Annotated in this window: 9 protein-coding genes; 3 read left to right on the forward strand and 6 right to left on the reverse strand. The window is 64.1% G+C overall.

Annotated features, from left to right (window positions below; genetic code table 11):
- Positions 1 to 194 precede the first annotated feature (194 nt).
- Positions 195 to 1358, forward strand: coding sequence for a type III PLP-dependent enzyme (locus AC07W0_RS02585; RefSeq protein WP_017845449.1), 1164 nt, complete (start codon positions 195 to 197; stop codon positions 1356 to 1358).
- A gap of 50 nt (positions 1359 to 1408) precedes the next feature.
- Here AC07W0_RS02585 and AC07W0_RS02590 read toward each other — a convergent pair whose 3' ends face one another.
- Positions 1409 to 2158, reverse strand: a complete 750-nt coding sequence (locus AC07W0_RS02590; protein ID WP_017845450.1) for a tetratricopeptide repeat protein — start codon at positions 2156 to 2158, stop codon at positions 1409 to 1411.
- A gap of 2 nt (positions 2159 to 2160) precedes the next feature.
- Positions 2161 to 2841, reverse strand: a complete 681-nt coding sequence (locus AC07W0_RS02595) for a Fe2+-dependent dioxygenase (protein ID WP_017845451.1) — start codon at positions 2839 to 2841, stop codon at positions 2161 to 2163.
- A gap of 204 nt (positions 2842 to 3045) precedes the next feature.
- Between AC07W0_RS02595 and AC07W0_RS02600 the strand changes: the two genes are divergently transcribed.
- Together AC07W0_RS02600 and AC07W0_RS02605 are read left to right on the forward strand one after the other, a co-directional pair.
- Entirely contained in the window at positions 3046 to 5331 is a 2286-nt protein-coding gene (locus AC07W0_RS02600; RefSeq protein WP_046488125.1) for a TonB-dependent receptor, read from the forward strand.
- A 134-nt stretch (positions 5332 to 5465) separates the two neighbouring features.
- Complete coding sequence (locus AC07W0_RS02605) at positions 5466 to 7991, forward strand: PepSY domain-containing protein (RefSeq protein WP_102617150.1); 2526 nt, start codon at positions 5466 to 5468, stop codon at positions 7989 to 7991.
- Between the two features lie 201 nt (positions 7992 to 8192).
- On the opposite strand, the gene AC07W0_RS02610 is transcribed toward AC07W0_RS02605, so the two are convergent.
- The 4 genes from AC07W0_RS02610 to ptsP form a co-directional block, all read right to left on the reverse strand.
- On the reverse strand, positions 8193 to 9734 hold the full coding sequence (locus AC07W0_RS02610; RefSeq protein WP_102617151.1) for an alkaline phosphatase D family protein: 1542 nt from the start codon (positions 9732 to 9734) through the stop codon (positions 8193 to 8195).
- 130 nt (positions 9735 to 9864) lie between these two features.
- Complete coding sequence (locus AC07W0_RS02615; RefSeq protein ID WP_017845455.1) at positions 9865 to 11583, reverse strand: PTS fructose-like transporter subunit IIB; 1719 nt, start codon at positions 11581 to 11583, stop codon at positions 9865 to 9867.
- Between the two features lie 11 nt (positions 11584 to 11594).
- Positions 11595 to 12536 (reverse strand): 1-phosphofructokinase, encoded by a 942-nt coding sequence (gene pfkB, locus AC07W0_RS02620; protein WP_046384720.1) that lies wholly within the window; start codon positions 12534 to 12536, stop codon positions 11595 to 11597.
- Positions 12537 to 15395 (reverse strand): phosphoenolpyruvate--protein phosphotransferase, encoded by a 2859-nt coding sequence (gene ptsP / locus AC07W0_RS02625; protein ID WP_017845457.1) that lies wholly within the window; start codon positions 15393 to 15395, stop codon positions 12537 to 12539. It abuts the gene before it with no gap.
- Between the last annotated feature and the right edge of the window lie 73 nt (positions 15396 to 15468).

Raw genomic sequence — 15468 nt, forward strand, 5'->3', positions numbered from 1 at the left:
CCGAACGTCCATGCTGGAAACGATCCATCCGGCTCAAGTACTGACGACGAGACAGCAAGGCCAAGGGAAGCTTATCCCATGGCCTTTTTGCTTTCGGCGACATGCCTTGGGAAGTAGGCGAACCAAAGTGGGGATACGGAGGACGTTCATTTGCACCCATTGATCAATTTAGTTTGCCCTTAGGAGTTCCCAGCATGTCGATCAACGTCGAAGATTATTTCGCGCGCGCCACTTTTGACAAAATGAAGGCGTTCGCCGACAAGCAAGAAACCCCGTTCGTGGTGATCGACACCGCGATGATCAGCCAGGCCTACGATGACCTGCGCGCCGGTTTCGAATTCGCCAAAATCTATTACGCAGTCAAGGCCAACCCGGCCGTCGAGATCATCGACCTGTTGAAAGACAAGGGGTCGAGCTTCGACATCGCCTCGATCTACGAGCTGGACAAGGTCATGGCCCGCGGCGTCAGCCCCGACCGTATCAGCTACGGCAACACCATCAAGAAATCCAAGGACATCCGCTACTTCTACGAGAAGGGCGTGCGCCTGTTCTCCACCGACTCCGAAGCCGATCTGCGCAACATCGCCAAGGCCGCGCCGGGCTCGAAAATCTATGTGCGTATCCTCACCGAAGGCTCGACCACGGCTGACTGGCCTCTGTCGCGCAAATTCGGCTGCCAGACCGACATGGCCATGGACCTGCTGATCCTCGCCCGCGACCTGGGCCTGGTGCCGTATGGCCTCTCGTTCCACGTCGGCTCGCAACAGCGCGACATCAGCGTGTGGGACGCGGCGATCGCCAAGGTCAAAGTGATCTTCGAGCGCCTGAAGGAAGAAGACGGCATCCACCTCAAGCTGATCAACATGGGTGGCGGCTTCCCGGCCAACTACATCACCCGCACCAACAGCCTGGAAACCTATGCCGAAGAAATCATCCGCTTCCTCAAGGAAGACTTCGGCGACGACCTGCCGGAAATCATCCTGGAACCGGGCCGTTCGTTGATCGCCAACGCCGGCATCCTGGTCAGCGAAGTGGTGCTGGTGGCACGTAAATCGCGCACCGCCGTCGAGCGCTGGGTGTACACGGACGTGGGCAAGTTCTCCGGCCTGATCGAAACCATGGACGAAGCCATCAAGTTCCCGATCTGGACCGAGAAGAAAGGCGAGATGGAAGAAGTGGTGATCGCCGGTCCTACCTGCGACAGCGCCGACATCATGTACGAAAACTACAAGTACGGCCTGCCGCTGAACCTGGCGATCGGTGATCGGTTGTACTGGTTGTCGACCGGTGCGTACACCACCAGCTACAGCGCGGTTGAGTTCAATGGCTTTCCGCCGTTGAAGTCGTATTACGTGTAAGACGGCGGCGAACAAAAAACCCATGACCTGTCATGGGTTTTTTTTATCGCTCAGAAACAGGTCATGGCATGTTGCTCATAGGCATCGGCCATCGCCCGAATCCGCGGATCATTCGCCTGCGCCAGCGCCTTGTGCGCCACCCGCAAAAACTTCAGATTGCCGCCTGCCAGCGCCTTGCGCAACCACGCCAGCGCCGCCTCGATCTGGCCGCTGTCGGCCAGCACCGCCGCGTAACTGAACTGCCCACGGAAATCCCCGGCTTCGGCTGAGCGTCGATACCACGCCACGGCAGCGTCCGGATCCCTCGGGCAAAACCGGCCCTCTTCCAGATAGCGCCCCAACAGGTTCATCGACTTGGCGTGGCCCTGCTCCGCCGCCTGGCGATAACACCTCAGCGCGTGCGCCTGGTCCTCGGCGACACCGCGACCGGTGGCCAGCAGGTTGGCGTAGTTGTATTGCCCCCAGTCCAACCCGGCTTCGGCCGCCAGCCGATAGTCCCGCGCCGCCGCCGCTTCGTCGGCGACGCAGCCCCAGCCATGCTCGCGGCAACGCCCCAGCATATTGCGCGCCATCAGGTGCCCGCCCTGCGCCGCGATCTGGAACCAGCGCAGTGCCAGCGCTTCATCGCGCTCGATGCCGCGCCCTTCCAGCAGGATCTGCCCGAGCAAGGCCTGGGCATCCACCACGCCCTCCCTGGCCGCGATCAGGATCGCCTGGGCCGCGCGCACTGGCGAGTCGTCGAGCATGCGCTGCAACTGCTCGACGTTGAGCACTTCTTCACGGCGCAATAAAAAGCCCATGCTCAGACCTCGACCCAGCGACGCAACAGGTTGTGGTAAGTGCCGGTGAGCTGGATCAACGCCGGGTGGTCCGGGACCGCCGCGGTCAGTTGCTGGATCGCACCGTCCATCTCGAACAGCAGGGTGCGCTGGCTGTCTTCGCGCACCAGGCTTTGGGTCCAGAAAAACGAGGCGTAGCGCGCACCGCGGGTCACGGCGTTGACTTTATGCAGGCTGGAGCCGGGGTACAGCACCATATCGCCGGCGGGCAGCTTGACCCGTTGCACGCCGAAGGTGTCCTGGATCTCCAGTTCGCCGCCGTCATAGTCCTCCGGGTCGCTGAAGAACAGCGTGGACGACAGATCGGTACGCACCCGCTCCTGGCTGCCCTTGGGCTGGCGCACGGCATTGTCGATATGAAAGTCGAAACTGCCCCCGGCCGTGTAGCAGTTGAGCAGCGGCGGGAAGACTTTGTGCGGTAACGCCGCCGACATAAACAACGGGTTTTGCCACAACCGCTCCAGCATCGCCGTACCGATTTCCTTGGCCAGCGGGTGGCCTTCGGGCAATTGCAGGTTGTGCTTGGCCTTGGCGGACTGGTGCCCGGCGGTGATTCTACCGTCGGCCCAGTCGGCGGTTTCCAGGGCTTGGCGAATGCGCTGCACTTCCTCACGAGAGAACAGGCCGGGAATATGCAGCAACATGAGCACTACCTGAGAGCGGAAAGACGTTAATGGTATTGATTCTTATCCTCTCTGTAAAACCCGAAGACGAACGAGATCGTAAAAACCGTAAGGAAAAAGTGTAAAGAATGTAAATTAGCTACGAATAGCAATAAGTCGCAATTGATACAAAGTCTTGTTCAGCCTATATTCCGCGGCCTCACATCCTTGGGGAAAGGACACGTCATGTCGCGCACTTGCATAAAAACACCTGCCAGTTCACCACGCCTGCTGGCTTCGGCCATCGGCGTTGCACTCGGCGCCAGCTCTGTCGCCCATCTGGCGCAAGCGGCCGACGACACCGAACAGAAAGGCCAGCGCAACAGCATCTCCCTGGGCGCCACCAGCATCACCGGGGAAGCACAGGACGCCACCTCCTATCAGGTCGAAAAAGCCTCTTCGCAAAAGTACACCGCGCCGCTGGTGGACACGCCGCGCTCGGTCACCGTGGTGCCCCAGCAAGTGCTCAAGGACACCGCCGCCACCTCGTTGCAGGATGCCTTGCGCACCGTGCCCGGCATTACCTTCGGCGCCGGTGAAGGCGGCAACCCCCAGGGCGACCGCCCGTTCATCCGCGGTTTTGACGCCCAGGGCGACACCTACCTGGACGGCGTGCGCGATACCGGCGGCCAGAGCCGTGAGATCTTCGACATCGAATCGATCGAAGTCAGCAAAGGCCCGAACTCTTCGTTCGGCGGGCGTGGCTCGGCCGGCGGCAGCCTCAACCTGGTGAGCAAGACGCCCCAGGCGCGCGACTTCACCAACGGCGGCTTCACCTACGGCTCCGACCAGACCCGCCGCTACGTGCTCGACGTCAACCGCCAATTCCTCGACGACAGCGCCGCGTTCCGCCTGAACCTGATGAGCCACGAACAAAACGTCGCCGGCCGCGACGCGGTGAATTACGACCGTTGGGGCGTGGCACCGTCGCTGACCTTTGGCCTGGGCACGCCGACCCGCGTCAACGTCAGCTACTACCACATGGAAAGCGACGACCTGCCGGATTCGGGGATCCCCTACGGTTACGGCTCCGCGACCGCCACCGCCCACGTACACGACAAACCCAACGACGGCGGCGACAGCAATAACTTCTACGGCCTGAAGAGTCGCGACTTCCGCAAGACCCGCGCCGATATCAGCACGGTCTCCGTCGAACACGACCTGAACGACAACATGACGCTGAAAAACACCCTGCGCCATGGCAACACCGGCCAGGACTATATCCTCACGCAACCGGACGACAGCAAACTCAACGTCAACAAGTTCGGTACCGTGTGGCGCCGCGCCAACAGCCGCGTGTCGACCACCGAGACCACCACCAACCAGACCGATCTGTTCGGCAACTTCCACGCGCTGGGTTTCAAGCACACCTACTCCACCGGCCTCGAGTTCACCGGCGAAGAAACCCGTGTCAGCAGCTACGCCATCAGCCCCAACGCCAACCCGGTCTGCACCGTGGCCAAAGGCAGCCTGGGCGGCCAATGCACCTCGCTGAGCAACCCGAACCCGGACGACGCCTGGACCGGCAGCATCGCGCGCAACTACAACGGCACCAACACCAAAGCCACCAGCCGCGGCGCCTACGTGTTCGACACCATCGAACTGGACCCGAAATGGCTGCTGAACGTCGGCCTGCGCTATGACACCTTCGACACCGAGGCCAACACCAACGCCACCGCCGGGCGCACCAAGATCAAAGACGACAGCCAGTTCTTCAACTGGCAGGCCGGCCTGGTCTGGAAGCCGGTGGAGAACGCCAGCATCTATGCGTCCTACGCCACCTCGGCCACGCCGGCCGGTGGTCTGGTCGGTGAAGGCTCCGACGGCAACCCACTGTCCGCCGGCGCCGCCACCAGCGACCTGCAACCGGAAGAAACCGTCAACTACGAGCTGGGCACCAAGTGGGATCTGTTCCACGACCGCCTTTCGCTGACGGCTGCCGTGTTCCGCACCGAGAAGAAGAACACGCGCATTCTGGTGGATGCCCTGACCTACGAGAACGCCGGTGAATCCCGCGTCGATGGCCTCGAACTCTCGGCCAGCGGCAAACTCACGGATCAATGGCAAGTGTTCGCCGGCTACAGCTACCTCGACAGCGAGCTGGTCAAATCCGGACGCAACGGGCGCAACGGGGTGCTCAGCGCCGGCTCCAGCGAGGGCAACCAAATGCCCAATACGCCGAAGAACACCTTCAGCCTGTGGACCACCTACGACATCACGTCGAAGCTGACCATCGGCGGCGGTGCGTTCTATGTCGACGAGGTCTACGGCGATGCCGGCAACACCGTGTATGTACCGTCCTACACGCGCTACGACGCCATGGCCAGCTACAAGCTGACCAAGAACGTCGACCTGCAACTGAACGTGCAGAACCTGACCGACAAAACCTACTACGACAAGGCCTTCTCGACCCACTTCGCCAACCAGGCGGCCGGGCGCACCGCACTGTTGACCACCAGCTTCCACTTCTAAACGGTCAACCCGCAGCCAACAGCCCCACGCATCGATGCGTGGGGCTTTTGCGTGTTAAACAACAAAGTTTCTCGACAACCCACGGCATAATGCGCGCCGTGCTACAGATATCCAGATGAGCGAGGCGGTCCGACGTGTTGAAGAAAACCCTGTTCCAGTTGCACTGGTTCTTCGGCATCACTGCCGGGCTGGTGCTGGCCTTGATGGGGATCACCGGGGCGGCGGTGTCGTTCCAGGATGAAATACTGCGCGCGCTCAACCCCAGCGTGCTGAGCGTGGCAAAACGCGACGCCGGGGTACTGCCGCCCGCCGAGCTGGTGCGCAAGCTCGAAGCCAGCGAAGGCAAGCGCGTGTCGATGCTGTGGGTGGAAACCGACAGCGGCACCGCCGCACGCGTGTTCTTCACCCCGCCGCCGGGTGAACGGCGCGGCCAGATGCGTTACTTCGACCCCTACACCGGCGACTACATGGGCGACGCCGTCGGCCAGGACGTGTTCGGGTTTCTCCTGCAACTGCACCGCTTCCTGGCCATGGGCGACACCGGCCGGCAAATCACCGGGGCCTGCACGCTGATCCTGCTGTTCTTCTGCCTGTCCGGCCTGTACCTGCGCTGGCCGCGTCAGGTGGCGAACTGGCGCATGTGGCTGACCCTGGACTGGCGCAAAAAAGGTCGCAGCTTCAATTGGGACTTGCACTCGGTGTTCGGCACCTGGTGCCTGTTGTTCTATCTGTTGGCGGCGCTGACCGGCCTGTCGTGGTCCTACGAATGGTACAACCAGGGCCTGAACAAGCTGCTGTCGGACGCCCCGCAGAACGAACGAATGCGCAAACGCGGCCCACCGCCCGCGGGCCCGACGCCGGAAGCCAACTACGCGGCGATCTGGAGCAGCATCTACAGCAGCGCCGGCCCCGACTTGAGTGCCTACAACATCCGCATGCCGGCAGTCGCCGGGCAGCCGGCCACGGTGTTTTACCTGCTGAAAAACTCGCCCCACGACCGCGCGCTGAACCAGATCAACCTGGACCCGGCCACCGGCGCGGTGAAATCCCACGAGCGCTACGCCAGCAAGAGCCTCAAGGCTCAATTGCTGACCAGCCTCTACGCGCTGCACACCGGCAGTTACTTCGGCCTGGTGGGGCGGATCATCCTCACCATCAGCGCGCTGTGCATGCCGTTGTTCTTCATCACCGGCTGGCTGCTGTACCTCGACCGTCGCCATAAAAAGCGCCAGGTACGCGATGCCCGCGAGCGCCTCAGCGCCAATCACAGCCATGCGCCGGCCTGGCTGATCGGCTTCGCCAGCCAGAGCGGTTTTGCCGAACAACTGGCCTGGCAGACCGCCGGGCAACTGCAGGCCGCGGGCTTGCCAGTGAACGTGCAGCCACTGGGCAGCGTCAGCCAGGACCAACTGCGCCAATCAGAAAATGCGCTGTTCGTGGTCAGCACCTTCGGCGACGGCGAAGCCCCCGACAGCGCCCGTGGCTTCGAGCGCAGCGTGCTCGGGCAGGACCTGTCCCTCAAGGGCTTGAACTACTCAGTACTGGCCCTCGGCGATCGCCAGTACCAGCACTTCTGCGGCTTTGCGCGGCGCCTGCACTTCTGGCTGACCAACCAGGGCGGCACCCCGTTGTTCGCCCCCGTGGAAGTCGACAGCGGCGACACCCATGCCCTGCAGCACTGGCAACAACAGCTGGGGCAACTCACCGGGCACACACCGACAGCGGCGTGGCCGAGCGCACAGTATGAAAACTGCAGCTTGAACCAACGCACCTTGCTCAACCCTGGCAGTGTCGGTTCGGCTGTGTACCTGCTGGAGCTGAGCGTGCCGTCAGGGCAACGCTGGACGGCCGGCGACCTGGTGGAAATCCTGCCGCGCAACGGCAGCCGAGCCATCGCGCAGTTCCTCGGGGGCCTGGGCCTGGCCGGCAGCGAGAGCGTACTGATCGACGGCCTGGCGCACACCCTCGACCAGGCTCTGGCCACCCGCCAACTGCCGGACAACCGCGCCCATCTGGTGGGCCTGCATGCCCAGGCGCTGGTGAACGCGCTGGCGCCCCTGGGCATGCGCGAATACTCCATCGCCTCGATTCCCAGCGACGGCGTGCTGGAGTTGATCGTGCGCCAGGAACGTCATCCGGACGGCACACTCGGCCTTGGCTCGGGCTGGCTGACCGAACACGCGGCCCTCGGCTCGAGCATCAGCCTGCGCCCGCGCCGCAACAGTGGTTTCCACCTGCCGGACGCGCCTGCGCCGTTGATCCTGCTGGGCAACGGCACTGGCCTCGCCGGTTTGCGCAGCTTGCTCAAGGCACGCATTGCCGACGGCCAGCAGCGCAACTGGCTGTTGTTCGGCGAACGCACCATCGCCCACGACTACCTGTGCCAGAACGAACTGCAAGGCTGGCTGGCCAGCGGTGACCTGGCGCTGCTGGACCTGGCGTTTTCCCGCGACCAGGAGGAAAAGATCTACGTGCAGGATCGCCTGCGCGAATCGGCGGACGTGTTGCGTCGATGGCTGGCGGACGGCGCGGCGATTTACGTGTGCGGCAGTTTGCAGGGGATGGCCGCAGGGGTGGATCGGGTGCTGCATGAGGTGCTGGGGAGTGAGGCGGTGGAGCGCTTGATCGAACAGGGCCGCTATCGCCGCGATGTCTACTGAGATCCTCTAACCACTGAAGAACCTATGTGGGAGGGGGCTTGCCCCCGATGGCGGTGGATCAGTCAACTCATGGGTTACTGACACACCGCTATCGGGGGCAAGCCCCCTCCCACAGTTTTGACTGTATTCCAAGTCAGTTTTTGATTGTATTCCAAGTCAGTTTTTGACTGCACTCCAATCAGTTTTTGACTGCCCCCTCAATCAGACCGGTTGCAGCTTTTGCTCGAACACTGAAACCCCATCCAGATCACGCAGCATCACCGTCAACTCCGCCGTCTGCCCATCGATCTGCACTTCGCCGAAAAACTGGAAACCGGCAAACGGCGAGGTGTTCTGCGCCGGCGGTGCTTTCTCGAACACCACCTGCGGACCAAAGGTTTTATCCAGCGGATTGGGCCCGAAGCTCCCCGCATTCAACGGCCCCGCGACAAACTCCCAGAACGGCTCGAAGTCCTGGAACGCCGCCCGATCCGGGTGGTAGTGATGCGCCGCGCAGTAATGCACATCCGCCGTCAACCACACATGGTTGCGCACCTGCTGCGCGCGCAGAAACCCGAGCAGCTCGGCGATTTCCAACTCGCGCCCTTGCGCCGGGCCGGGGTCGTTGTTGGCGATCGCTTCCCAGCGCGGTACGCCCGGGCTGACTTCGCCGTCGGGCACGCCGAGGCCGATCGGCATGTCGGCGGCGATCACCTTCCATTGGGCCTGGGACGCCTTGAGTTCGCGCTTGAGCCAGTCCAGTTGCTCTCGGCCGAGGAAGGGTTTGGCGCCGCCCAGGTTGTCATCGTTGGGCCCGCGATAGCTGCGCATGTCGAGCACGAACACATCCAGCAGCGGGCCGTAACTGAGCTTGCGATAAATCCGCCCGCCGCCGTCGGCGCTTTGCCGACGCATGGGTGAATATTCCAGCCAGGCCTGACGCGCATGGCCGACCAGGGTGTTGATGTCCTTGGTCTGGTAACGCTCATCGAGCTGCTTGCTCGGCGACCAGTTGTTCACCACTTCGTGGTCGTCCCACTGCCAGATCTGCGGCACTTCGGCGTTAAAGCGCCGCACGTTTTCATCCAGCAGGTTGTAGCGGTAATTACCGCGATACTCATCGAGGGTTTCAGCGACTTTGCTCTTGGCCTCGGTGGTGATGTTGCGCCAGATGCGCCCGCCTTCGGTGGTCAGTTGCGCCGGCACCGGGCCGTCGGCGTAGATGGTGTCGCCGCTGTGGATAAAAAAGTCCGGCAGGCGCAGGCGCATGGCTTCGTAGATCCGCATGCCGCCGATGTCCGGGTTGATGCCGAAGCCTTGGCCGACGGTATCGCCGCTCCACACAAAACGAATATCGCGACGCTGTTGCGGCACGCTGCGCAGGTGGCCGAACCAGGGCTCGCTGGCGACGCCGGTCTGGGCGTCTTCGAACTGCACGCGGTAGAAAATCGCCTGGTCGGCGGGCAGGCCGGTGAGTTCGACGCGGGCGGTAAAGTCGCTGCGGTTGTCGGCCAGCGGCGAGACGAATCGGCGTGGGTTGCTGAACACACTGCGGGTGTCCCATTCCACCACCATCCGCGCCGGGCGGTCGCTGCGGCTCCAGATCATCGCGCGGTCGCCGAGCAGGTCGCCGGACTGCACGCCATCGGTGAGTTGCGGCCGGTCCTTCACCGACGCAATCACCGCCGGTGCCAGCCCCGGCAGCAACAGGCCCGCGCCGACGGCTTGCATCACGCGGCGACGGCCGAGATCGAAATGGCTCATGCAGATGCCCTCTTGAGTATCAAAAGGGCAACTAGAACATAGGGGGATGAAGCCGATATGACACCGCCTTCAAAGCCTTGCAGATCCTAATGTGGGAGGGGGCAAGCCCCCTCCCACATTTTCCACAGCGTCAGGCTTGGGCGGGTGTGACCGCCAGTTCCACCGCTTCCGGGCGTTTGATCAGCGCGTACACCAACCCCGTCAACACGCTACCGGCGGCAATCGCCAGCAAGTACAGCAGCGCATGGTTCATCGCATTCGGGATCACCAGCACAAACAGGCCGCCATGGGGCGCCGCCAGTTTGCAGCCGAAGTACATCGACAGCGCGCCGGTCAACGCGCCGCCGGCGATGCTGGCCGGGATCACCCGCAGCGGGTCCTTGGCAGCAAACGGGATCGCGCCTTCGGAGATAAAGCACAGGCCCAGAATCATCGCGGCCTTGCCGGCCTCGCGTTCGGTCTGGGCAAACTTGCGCCGGGCCAGGAAGGTCGCGATGCCCATGCCGATCGGCGGCACCATGCCGGCCGCCATGGTCGCCGCCATCGGCGCACCGCTGGACGCCGCCAGCAAGCCGACAGAGAACGCATACGCGGCCTTGTTGATCGGCCCGCCCAGGTCAACGCACATCATGCCGCCGAGCAGGATGCCGAGCAGCACGGCATTGGTGGTGCCCATCGTGCTGAGGAAGTCGGTCAGCCCGGTGAGCAGCCGCGCCACCGGCGGGCCTACCAGATAGATCATCGCCAGGCCCGTGAACAGGCTCGCCAGCAACGGGATGATCAGGATCGGCTTGAGCGGCTCCAGGCTTTGCGGCAGGCGCACCGCGCCGGTGATCAGCTTGACGCAGTAACCGGCGAGGAAACCGGCAATAATCCCGCCGATAAAGCCCGCGCCCAACGTCCCGGCCAGCAAGCCGCCGATCATGCCGGGGGCCAGGCCGGGGCGGTCGGCAATCGAATAGGCGATATAGCCCGCGAGCAGCGGCACCATGAGCATGAAGGCCTGGTCGCCGACGGTTTTCAGCGCCGCCGCCAGGGTGCCTTTTTCTTCGAAGGCATGGATGCCGAACACGAACGACAAGGCGATCAACAGACCGCCCGCCACCACCATCGGCAACATGAACGACACACCGGTCAGCAGGTGTTTGTAGACCCCGGTTTTTTCCGACTTGGCCACCGCCCCGCTCGCCGCGCTTTCCACGGTGCCTTCGGCCAGGGCCTTGTTGAGGGTCGCTTCGGCTTGCTTGAGGGCGATGCCGGTGCCGCAGCGGTAGATCTTCTTGCCGGCGAAGCGCTCGGTGGCGACTTCGATATCCGCCGCCAGCAGCACCACATCCGCCTCGGCAATCGCTTGCGGGCTCAACGGCGTGCGCGCGCCGACCGAACCCTGGGTTTCTACCTGCAAGTCATAGCCCAGGCGCTTGGCGGTCTGCTGCAATGCTTCGGCGGCCATGAAGGTGTGGGCCACGCCGGTCGGGCAGGCGGTGATCGCGACAATACGCGGGGCTTGCTTGGCCGCCACCGGGGCTTCGCTGGCGACATACACCTGAGCCTCTTCGGCGCCGCGCCGCAATACCGCCTCGACGTCCTGCAAGGCCTGCGCCGGGGTGCTCTGATACACGCGCTTGCCGACAAACCGCTGCATATCCAGCGGCGTGCTGCTGACCAGCAACACCCACTCGGCAGCATCGAGCGTGGCCTGGGACAACTGGCGTTCCGGGCGCTGCACGTCTACCACTTCGACGCTGGTGCTCCAGCCCTGGCGCTGCGCGGCGGCGTCGAGCAAACGGGCGCACAGCACACTGGTGACCATGCCGTTCGGGCAGGCGGTAACAATGGCTAAATTCATCACAAACCCTCTTATTGTTCTGTCAGCGGGCGCACATGGACGCCGCTTTCGAGACGCGCCAATTGCGCATCATCGCTGATGCCAAACCCGATCTGCGTGACGGCCATCGCGGCAATCGCCGTGGCGCGGCGCAAGGTGGTCTCGGGCAGATCGAAACCGAGCAAACCGTGGAGCATCCCGGCCAGCAGCGAATCGCCCGCGCCGACCGTACTCGCGACGCTGACTTTCGGCGGCGTGGCATGCAGCGCCGTGCCGGGGCTGAACCAGTTGACGCCGTCGGCACCGTGGGAAATCACCACATGCTCGATGCCGCTGGCATGCAAACGCGCGGCGGCCTGGGCCTGTTGGTCGACGGAGTCGGTCGGGCAGTCCAGCGCTTCGGCAAGTTCTTCGGTATTGGGCTTGATCAACCACGGGCCGGCCTGCAACCCGGCGCGCAGGGCAGCGCCGCTGGTGTCCAGGGCGACTTTCAAACCGAGGTCTTTCAGCAGCACCAATAAGCCCTGGAACCACTGCGGGCTGACACCGCACGGCAAGCTGCCGGCGACCACCACCGCATCGTGCCCCGGGGCGATCAGCGTGAGTTGGTTGAGCAACGCCTGCTGCGCCTGCTCGCTGACCAGCGGCCCCGGCGCATTGATGTCGGTGACGCGGCCATCCTGTTCGGCGATCTTGATATTGCTGCGGGTCTCGCCGGGCACGCGGATGAACGCATCGGCAAACCCACGGCGCGCGATCAGCGCGTCAAAGGCCTGGGGGTTGTCCGCGCCGAGAAAACCGCCGACGGTGACCTGATGGCCGAGGTCGGCCAGCACCTGGGCGACGTTCACGCCCTTGCCGGCCGCGTGGGTCAGCATCGTCTCGCTGCGATTGACTTCACCGGGTTCCAGGCGCGCCAGGCGTACCGTGAGGTCCAACGCCGGGTTCAGCGTCAGGGTCAAAATCCTTGCCATCTACACGGCCTCCACAAGGGCTCGCACTTCAGCGGGCGAACCCACCGCGAGTGCTTGTTGCGCCAGGCCCTGGGCCTCGCTCAGACTGAATTCTCGCACCCGCGCCTTCACCTCGGGAATGCTGCGGGCCGACACGCTCAACTCATCCACGCCGAGGCCGATCAGCACCGGCACCGCCAGCGGGTCGGCGGCCAGTTCACCGCACACGCCAACCCATTTGCCATGGGCATGGGCGGCGCGCACGGTGATGTCGATCAGTTGCAACACGGCGGGGTGCAGGCCATCGGCCTGGGCCGACAACGTCGGGTGGCCACGGTCGATGGCCAGGGTGTACTGGGTCAGGTCGTTGGTGCCGACGCTGAAGAAGTCGACTTCCTTGGCCAGCACCGGCGCGAGCAACGCGGCGGACGGCACTTCGATCATGATCCCCAGTTGCAGGTCGGCCACCGGGATTTCCAGGCGCAGGCGCTCGGTCATGTCCCGCGCTGCGCGCCACTCATCGACGCTGCCGACCATGGGGAACATGATGCGCAGCGGCCGGTTATCCGCCGAGCGCAGCAGTGCGCGCAATTGCGCTTCCATGATCTGCGGGCGTTGCAACGTAAGGCGAATGCCGCGCACGCCGAGGAAGGGGTTTTCTTCCTCGGCGATCGGCCAATACGGCAGCGGTTTGTCGCCGCCCACATCTAGGGTGCGGACCACCAACGGGCGGCCGCCGAGGCCATCGAGCACACGGCGGTATTCGGCTTCCTGGGTGGCTTCGTCCGGCGCTTGGGGGTGGGCCATGAAAATCAGCTCGGTGCGCAGCAGGCCAATGCCTTCGGCGCCCTGCTCCACCGCGCTCGCCACGCCGGCACTTTCGCCGATGTTGGCGAACACTTCCACGGCGTGCCCATCCCGGGTCAGGGCCGGCTGATGGCGCTGCGCCGAGGCGGCTTGCAGGCGTTGTTCACGGGTGTCGCGTTCGACGCTGGCGCGTTGCAGGGTCGCGGCGTCGGCGTCGACATGCAGGCGGCCGCGCTGACCGTCGAGCAGCAACGGCGTACCGGCGGCCAGCAGCAACACGGCCGGGCCGGCGCCCACCAAGGCGGGGATGCCCAGGGCGCGGGCGACGATGGCGCTGTGGGCAGTGGCGCCGCCACGGGCGGTGAGAATGCCGGCGACGCGGGCCGGGTCGAGGCGCGCCACATCCGACGGGCCGACTTCGTCCATCACCAGGATGTAGGGTTCGTTCGGTTCCTGGACGGTTTCGACACCGCACAACTGCGCCAGCACACGGCGACCGATGTCGCGCAGGTCGGCGGCGCGCTCGGCGAGCAAGGCGTCCTGCAACGATTCCTGCTGCTTGGCGGCGGCTTCGATCACGCTCATCCAGGCGGCTTCGGCGCTTTCACCCTGCTTGAGGCGGGTGTCGACGTCGTCGGTCAGTTCCGGGTCGTCGAGCATTTCCTGGTGGGTGATGAAAATCTCGCGGATCGCCTTGGCCTGGCTGCGTTCGATCAGGCCCTGGATATCGCCGCGCACATCGGCCAGTGAGGCGTGCAGGCGCTGGCGCTCGATGGCCGAGGACTCGCCACGCAGCGGATAGTCGAACGGTTGCAGCACCTGGATATGCGCCGGGCCGATGGCGATGCCCGGTGCGGCGGCGATGGCCTGGATCTGGCTGCCGGCCAGGGGCGCGCTGAGCGTCGGTTCGAGCACCACGGCGGCGGCTTGCACACTCGCGACAGGCAGCGGCTCGACCTCTTCGCCAAGCCCCTCTTGTACCGCGGCCAGCAAGGCGGGCAGCGCATCGTCGGCAATCGTCGGCTCTGCGACAAACTCCAGCACCTGGCCACGCCGGGCGCCGAGGCTGAGCAGCTTGCTCAGGCTTTTCACCGACACGGCGCCCACCGCACCATCGACGATGCGTACACGAATATCGCCGTCAAAACTTTTCGCCAGTTGCGCGAGGATCTTCGCCGGCCGCGCGTGCAGGCCATGGGCATTGGCCAGGGCGATGCGTGCGCTGGGCCAGTCGGGTGGCAGCTCGCCGCCCAATACTTCAAGCACCGCACGGCTGCTGGTGGCGCGGCCCAGTTCCTGGCCACGCCCTTCAATCAACAGCGCACACAGGCGTTCGAGCAAGGTCTGGTGCGCCTCGCCGAGGCTGGCCAGGCAGAACAGACCATTGAGGGGCTGGCCGAGGTAACGCATGGGTTTGTCCGGGGTGACAAACGCCAGCCCCGGGCGCTTGACGGTCTGCTCGCTGTGCAGCCACCACAGGCCATCGCCCAGGGGCAGCGCATCGACCTGCTGCAACACGGCGGCAAAGCCATTGCTCACACAATCGGCCTGGCGCAGCAGGCGGGCGCCACGCCACACCAGTTCTTCAAAATCATCGGCGGACACACCGAGCCCGATCATTTGCGCGTCCAATGCCAGTTCCTGCGGCGCGCCCTGCAACAGTTTCAGCAGGGCCTCGGCGGAAGCGGCGCGGCGCAGTGCCTGGCCCAGGTCGGTTTCCCCAAGGGCGCGGGTCAGCAGTTGCAGCAGGCGCAGGTGTTCGTCGGATTTGGCGGCAATGCCAATGGCCAGGTAGACGATCTGGCCATCGCCCCAGTCCACCCCTTCGGGGAACTGCAGCAGGCGCACGCCGGTGGAAAATACCTGATCGCGGGTTTCGGGGGTGCCGTGAGGGATCGCGATGCCTTGACCGAGAAAGGTCGAACCTTGGGCTTCACGGGCTTGCAAGCCGCTGAGATAACCCTCGGCGACCAGGCCGTCGGCCACCAGTTTGTCAGCGAGCAGGTGCAAGGCAGCAGATTTATCCACAGCCGTCTGGCCCATGGATATCTGCTCTATGGTGAGCTCAAGCATGCCGTTCTCCTAGTTAGTGCGTCGGGCGCACTAGGTATTGTTTTGAATAAATCAGTCTAAAGTCGTTCATGAA

The sequence above is a fragment of the Pseudomonas sp. GW704-F2 genome (assembly GCF_059423025.1).

Excerpts from the sequence above, each read along its gene's own strand:
- AC07W0_RS02585 (WP_017845449.1), top strand. The coding sequence starts at position 195 with ATGTCGATCAACGTCGAAGATTATTTCGCGCGCGCCACTTTTGACAAA.
- AC07W0_RS02590 (WP_017845450.1), bottom strand. The coding sequence starts at position 2,158 with ATGGGCTTTTTATTGCGCCGTGAAGAAGTGCTCAACGTCGAGCAGTTG.
- AC07W0_RS02595 (WP_017845451.1), bottom strand. The coding sequence starts at position 2,841 with ATGTTGCTGCATATTCCCGGCCTGTTCTCTCGTGAGGAAGTGCAGCGC.
- AC07W0_RS02600 (WP_046488125.1), top strand. The coding sequence starts at position 3,046 with ATGTCGCGCACTTGCATAAAAACACCTGCCAGTTCACCACGCCTGCTG.
- AC07W0_RS02610 (WP_102617151.1), bottom strand. The coding sequence starts at position 9,734 with ATGAGCCATTTCGATCTCGGCCGTCGCCGCGTGATGCAAGCCGTCGGC.
- AC07W0_RS02615 (WP_017845455.1), bottom strand. The coding sequence starts at position 11,583 with ATGAATTTAGCCATTGTTACCGCCTGCCCGAACGGCATGGTCACCAGT.
- pfkB (WP_046384720.1), bottom strand. The coding sequence starts at position 12,536 with ATGGCAAGGATTTTGACCCTGACGCTGAACCCGGCGTTGGACCTCACG.
- ptsP (WP_017845457.1), bottom strand. The coding sequence starts at position 15,395 with ATGCTTGAGCTCACCATAGAGCAGATATCCATGGGCCAGACGGCTGTG.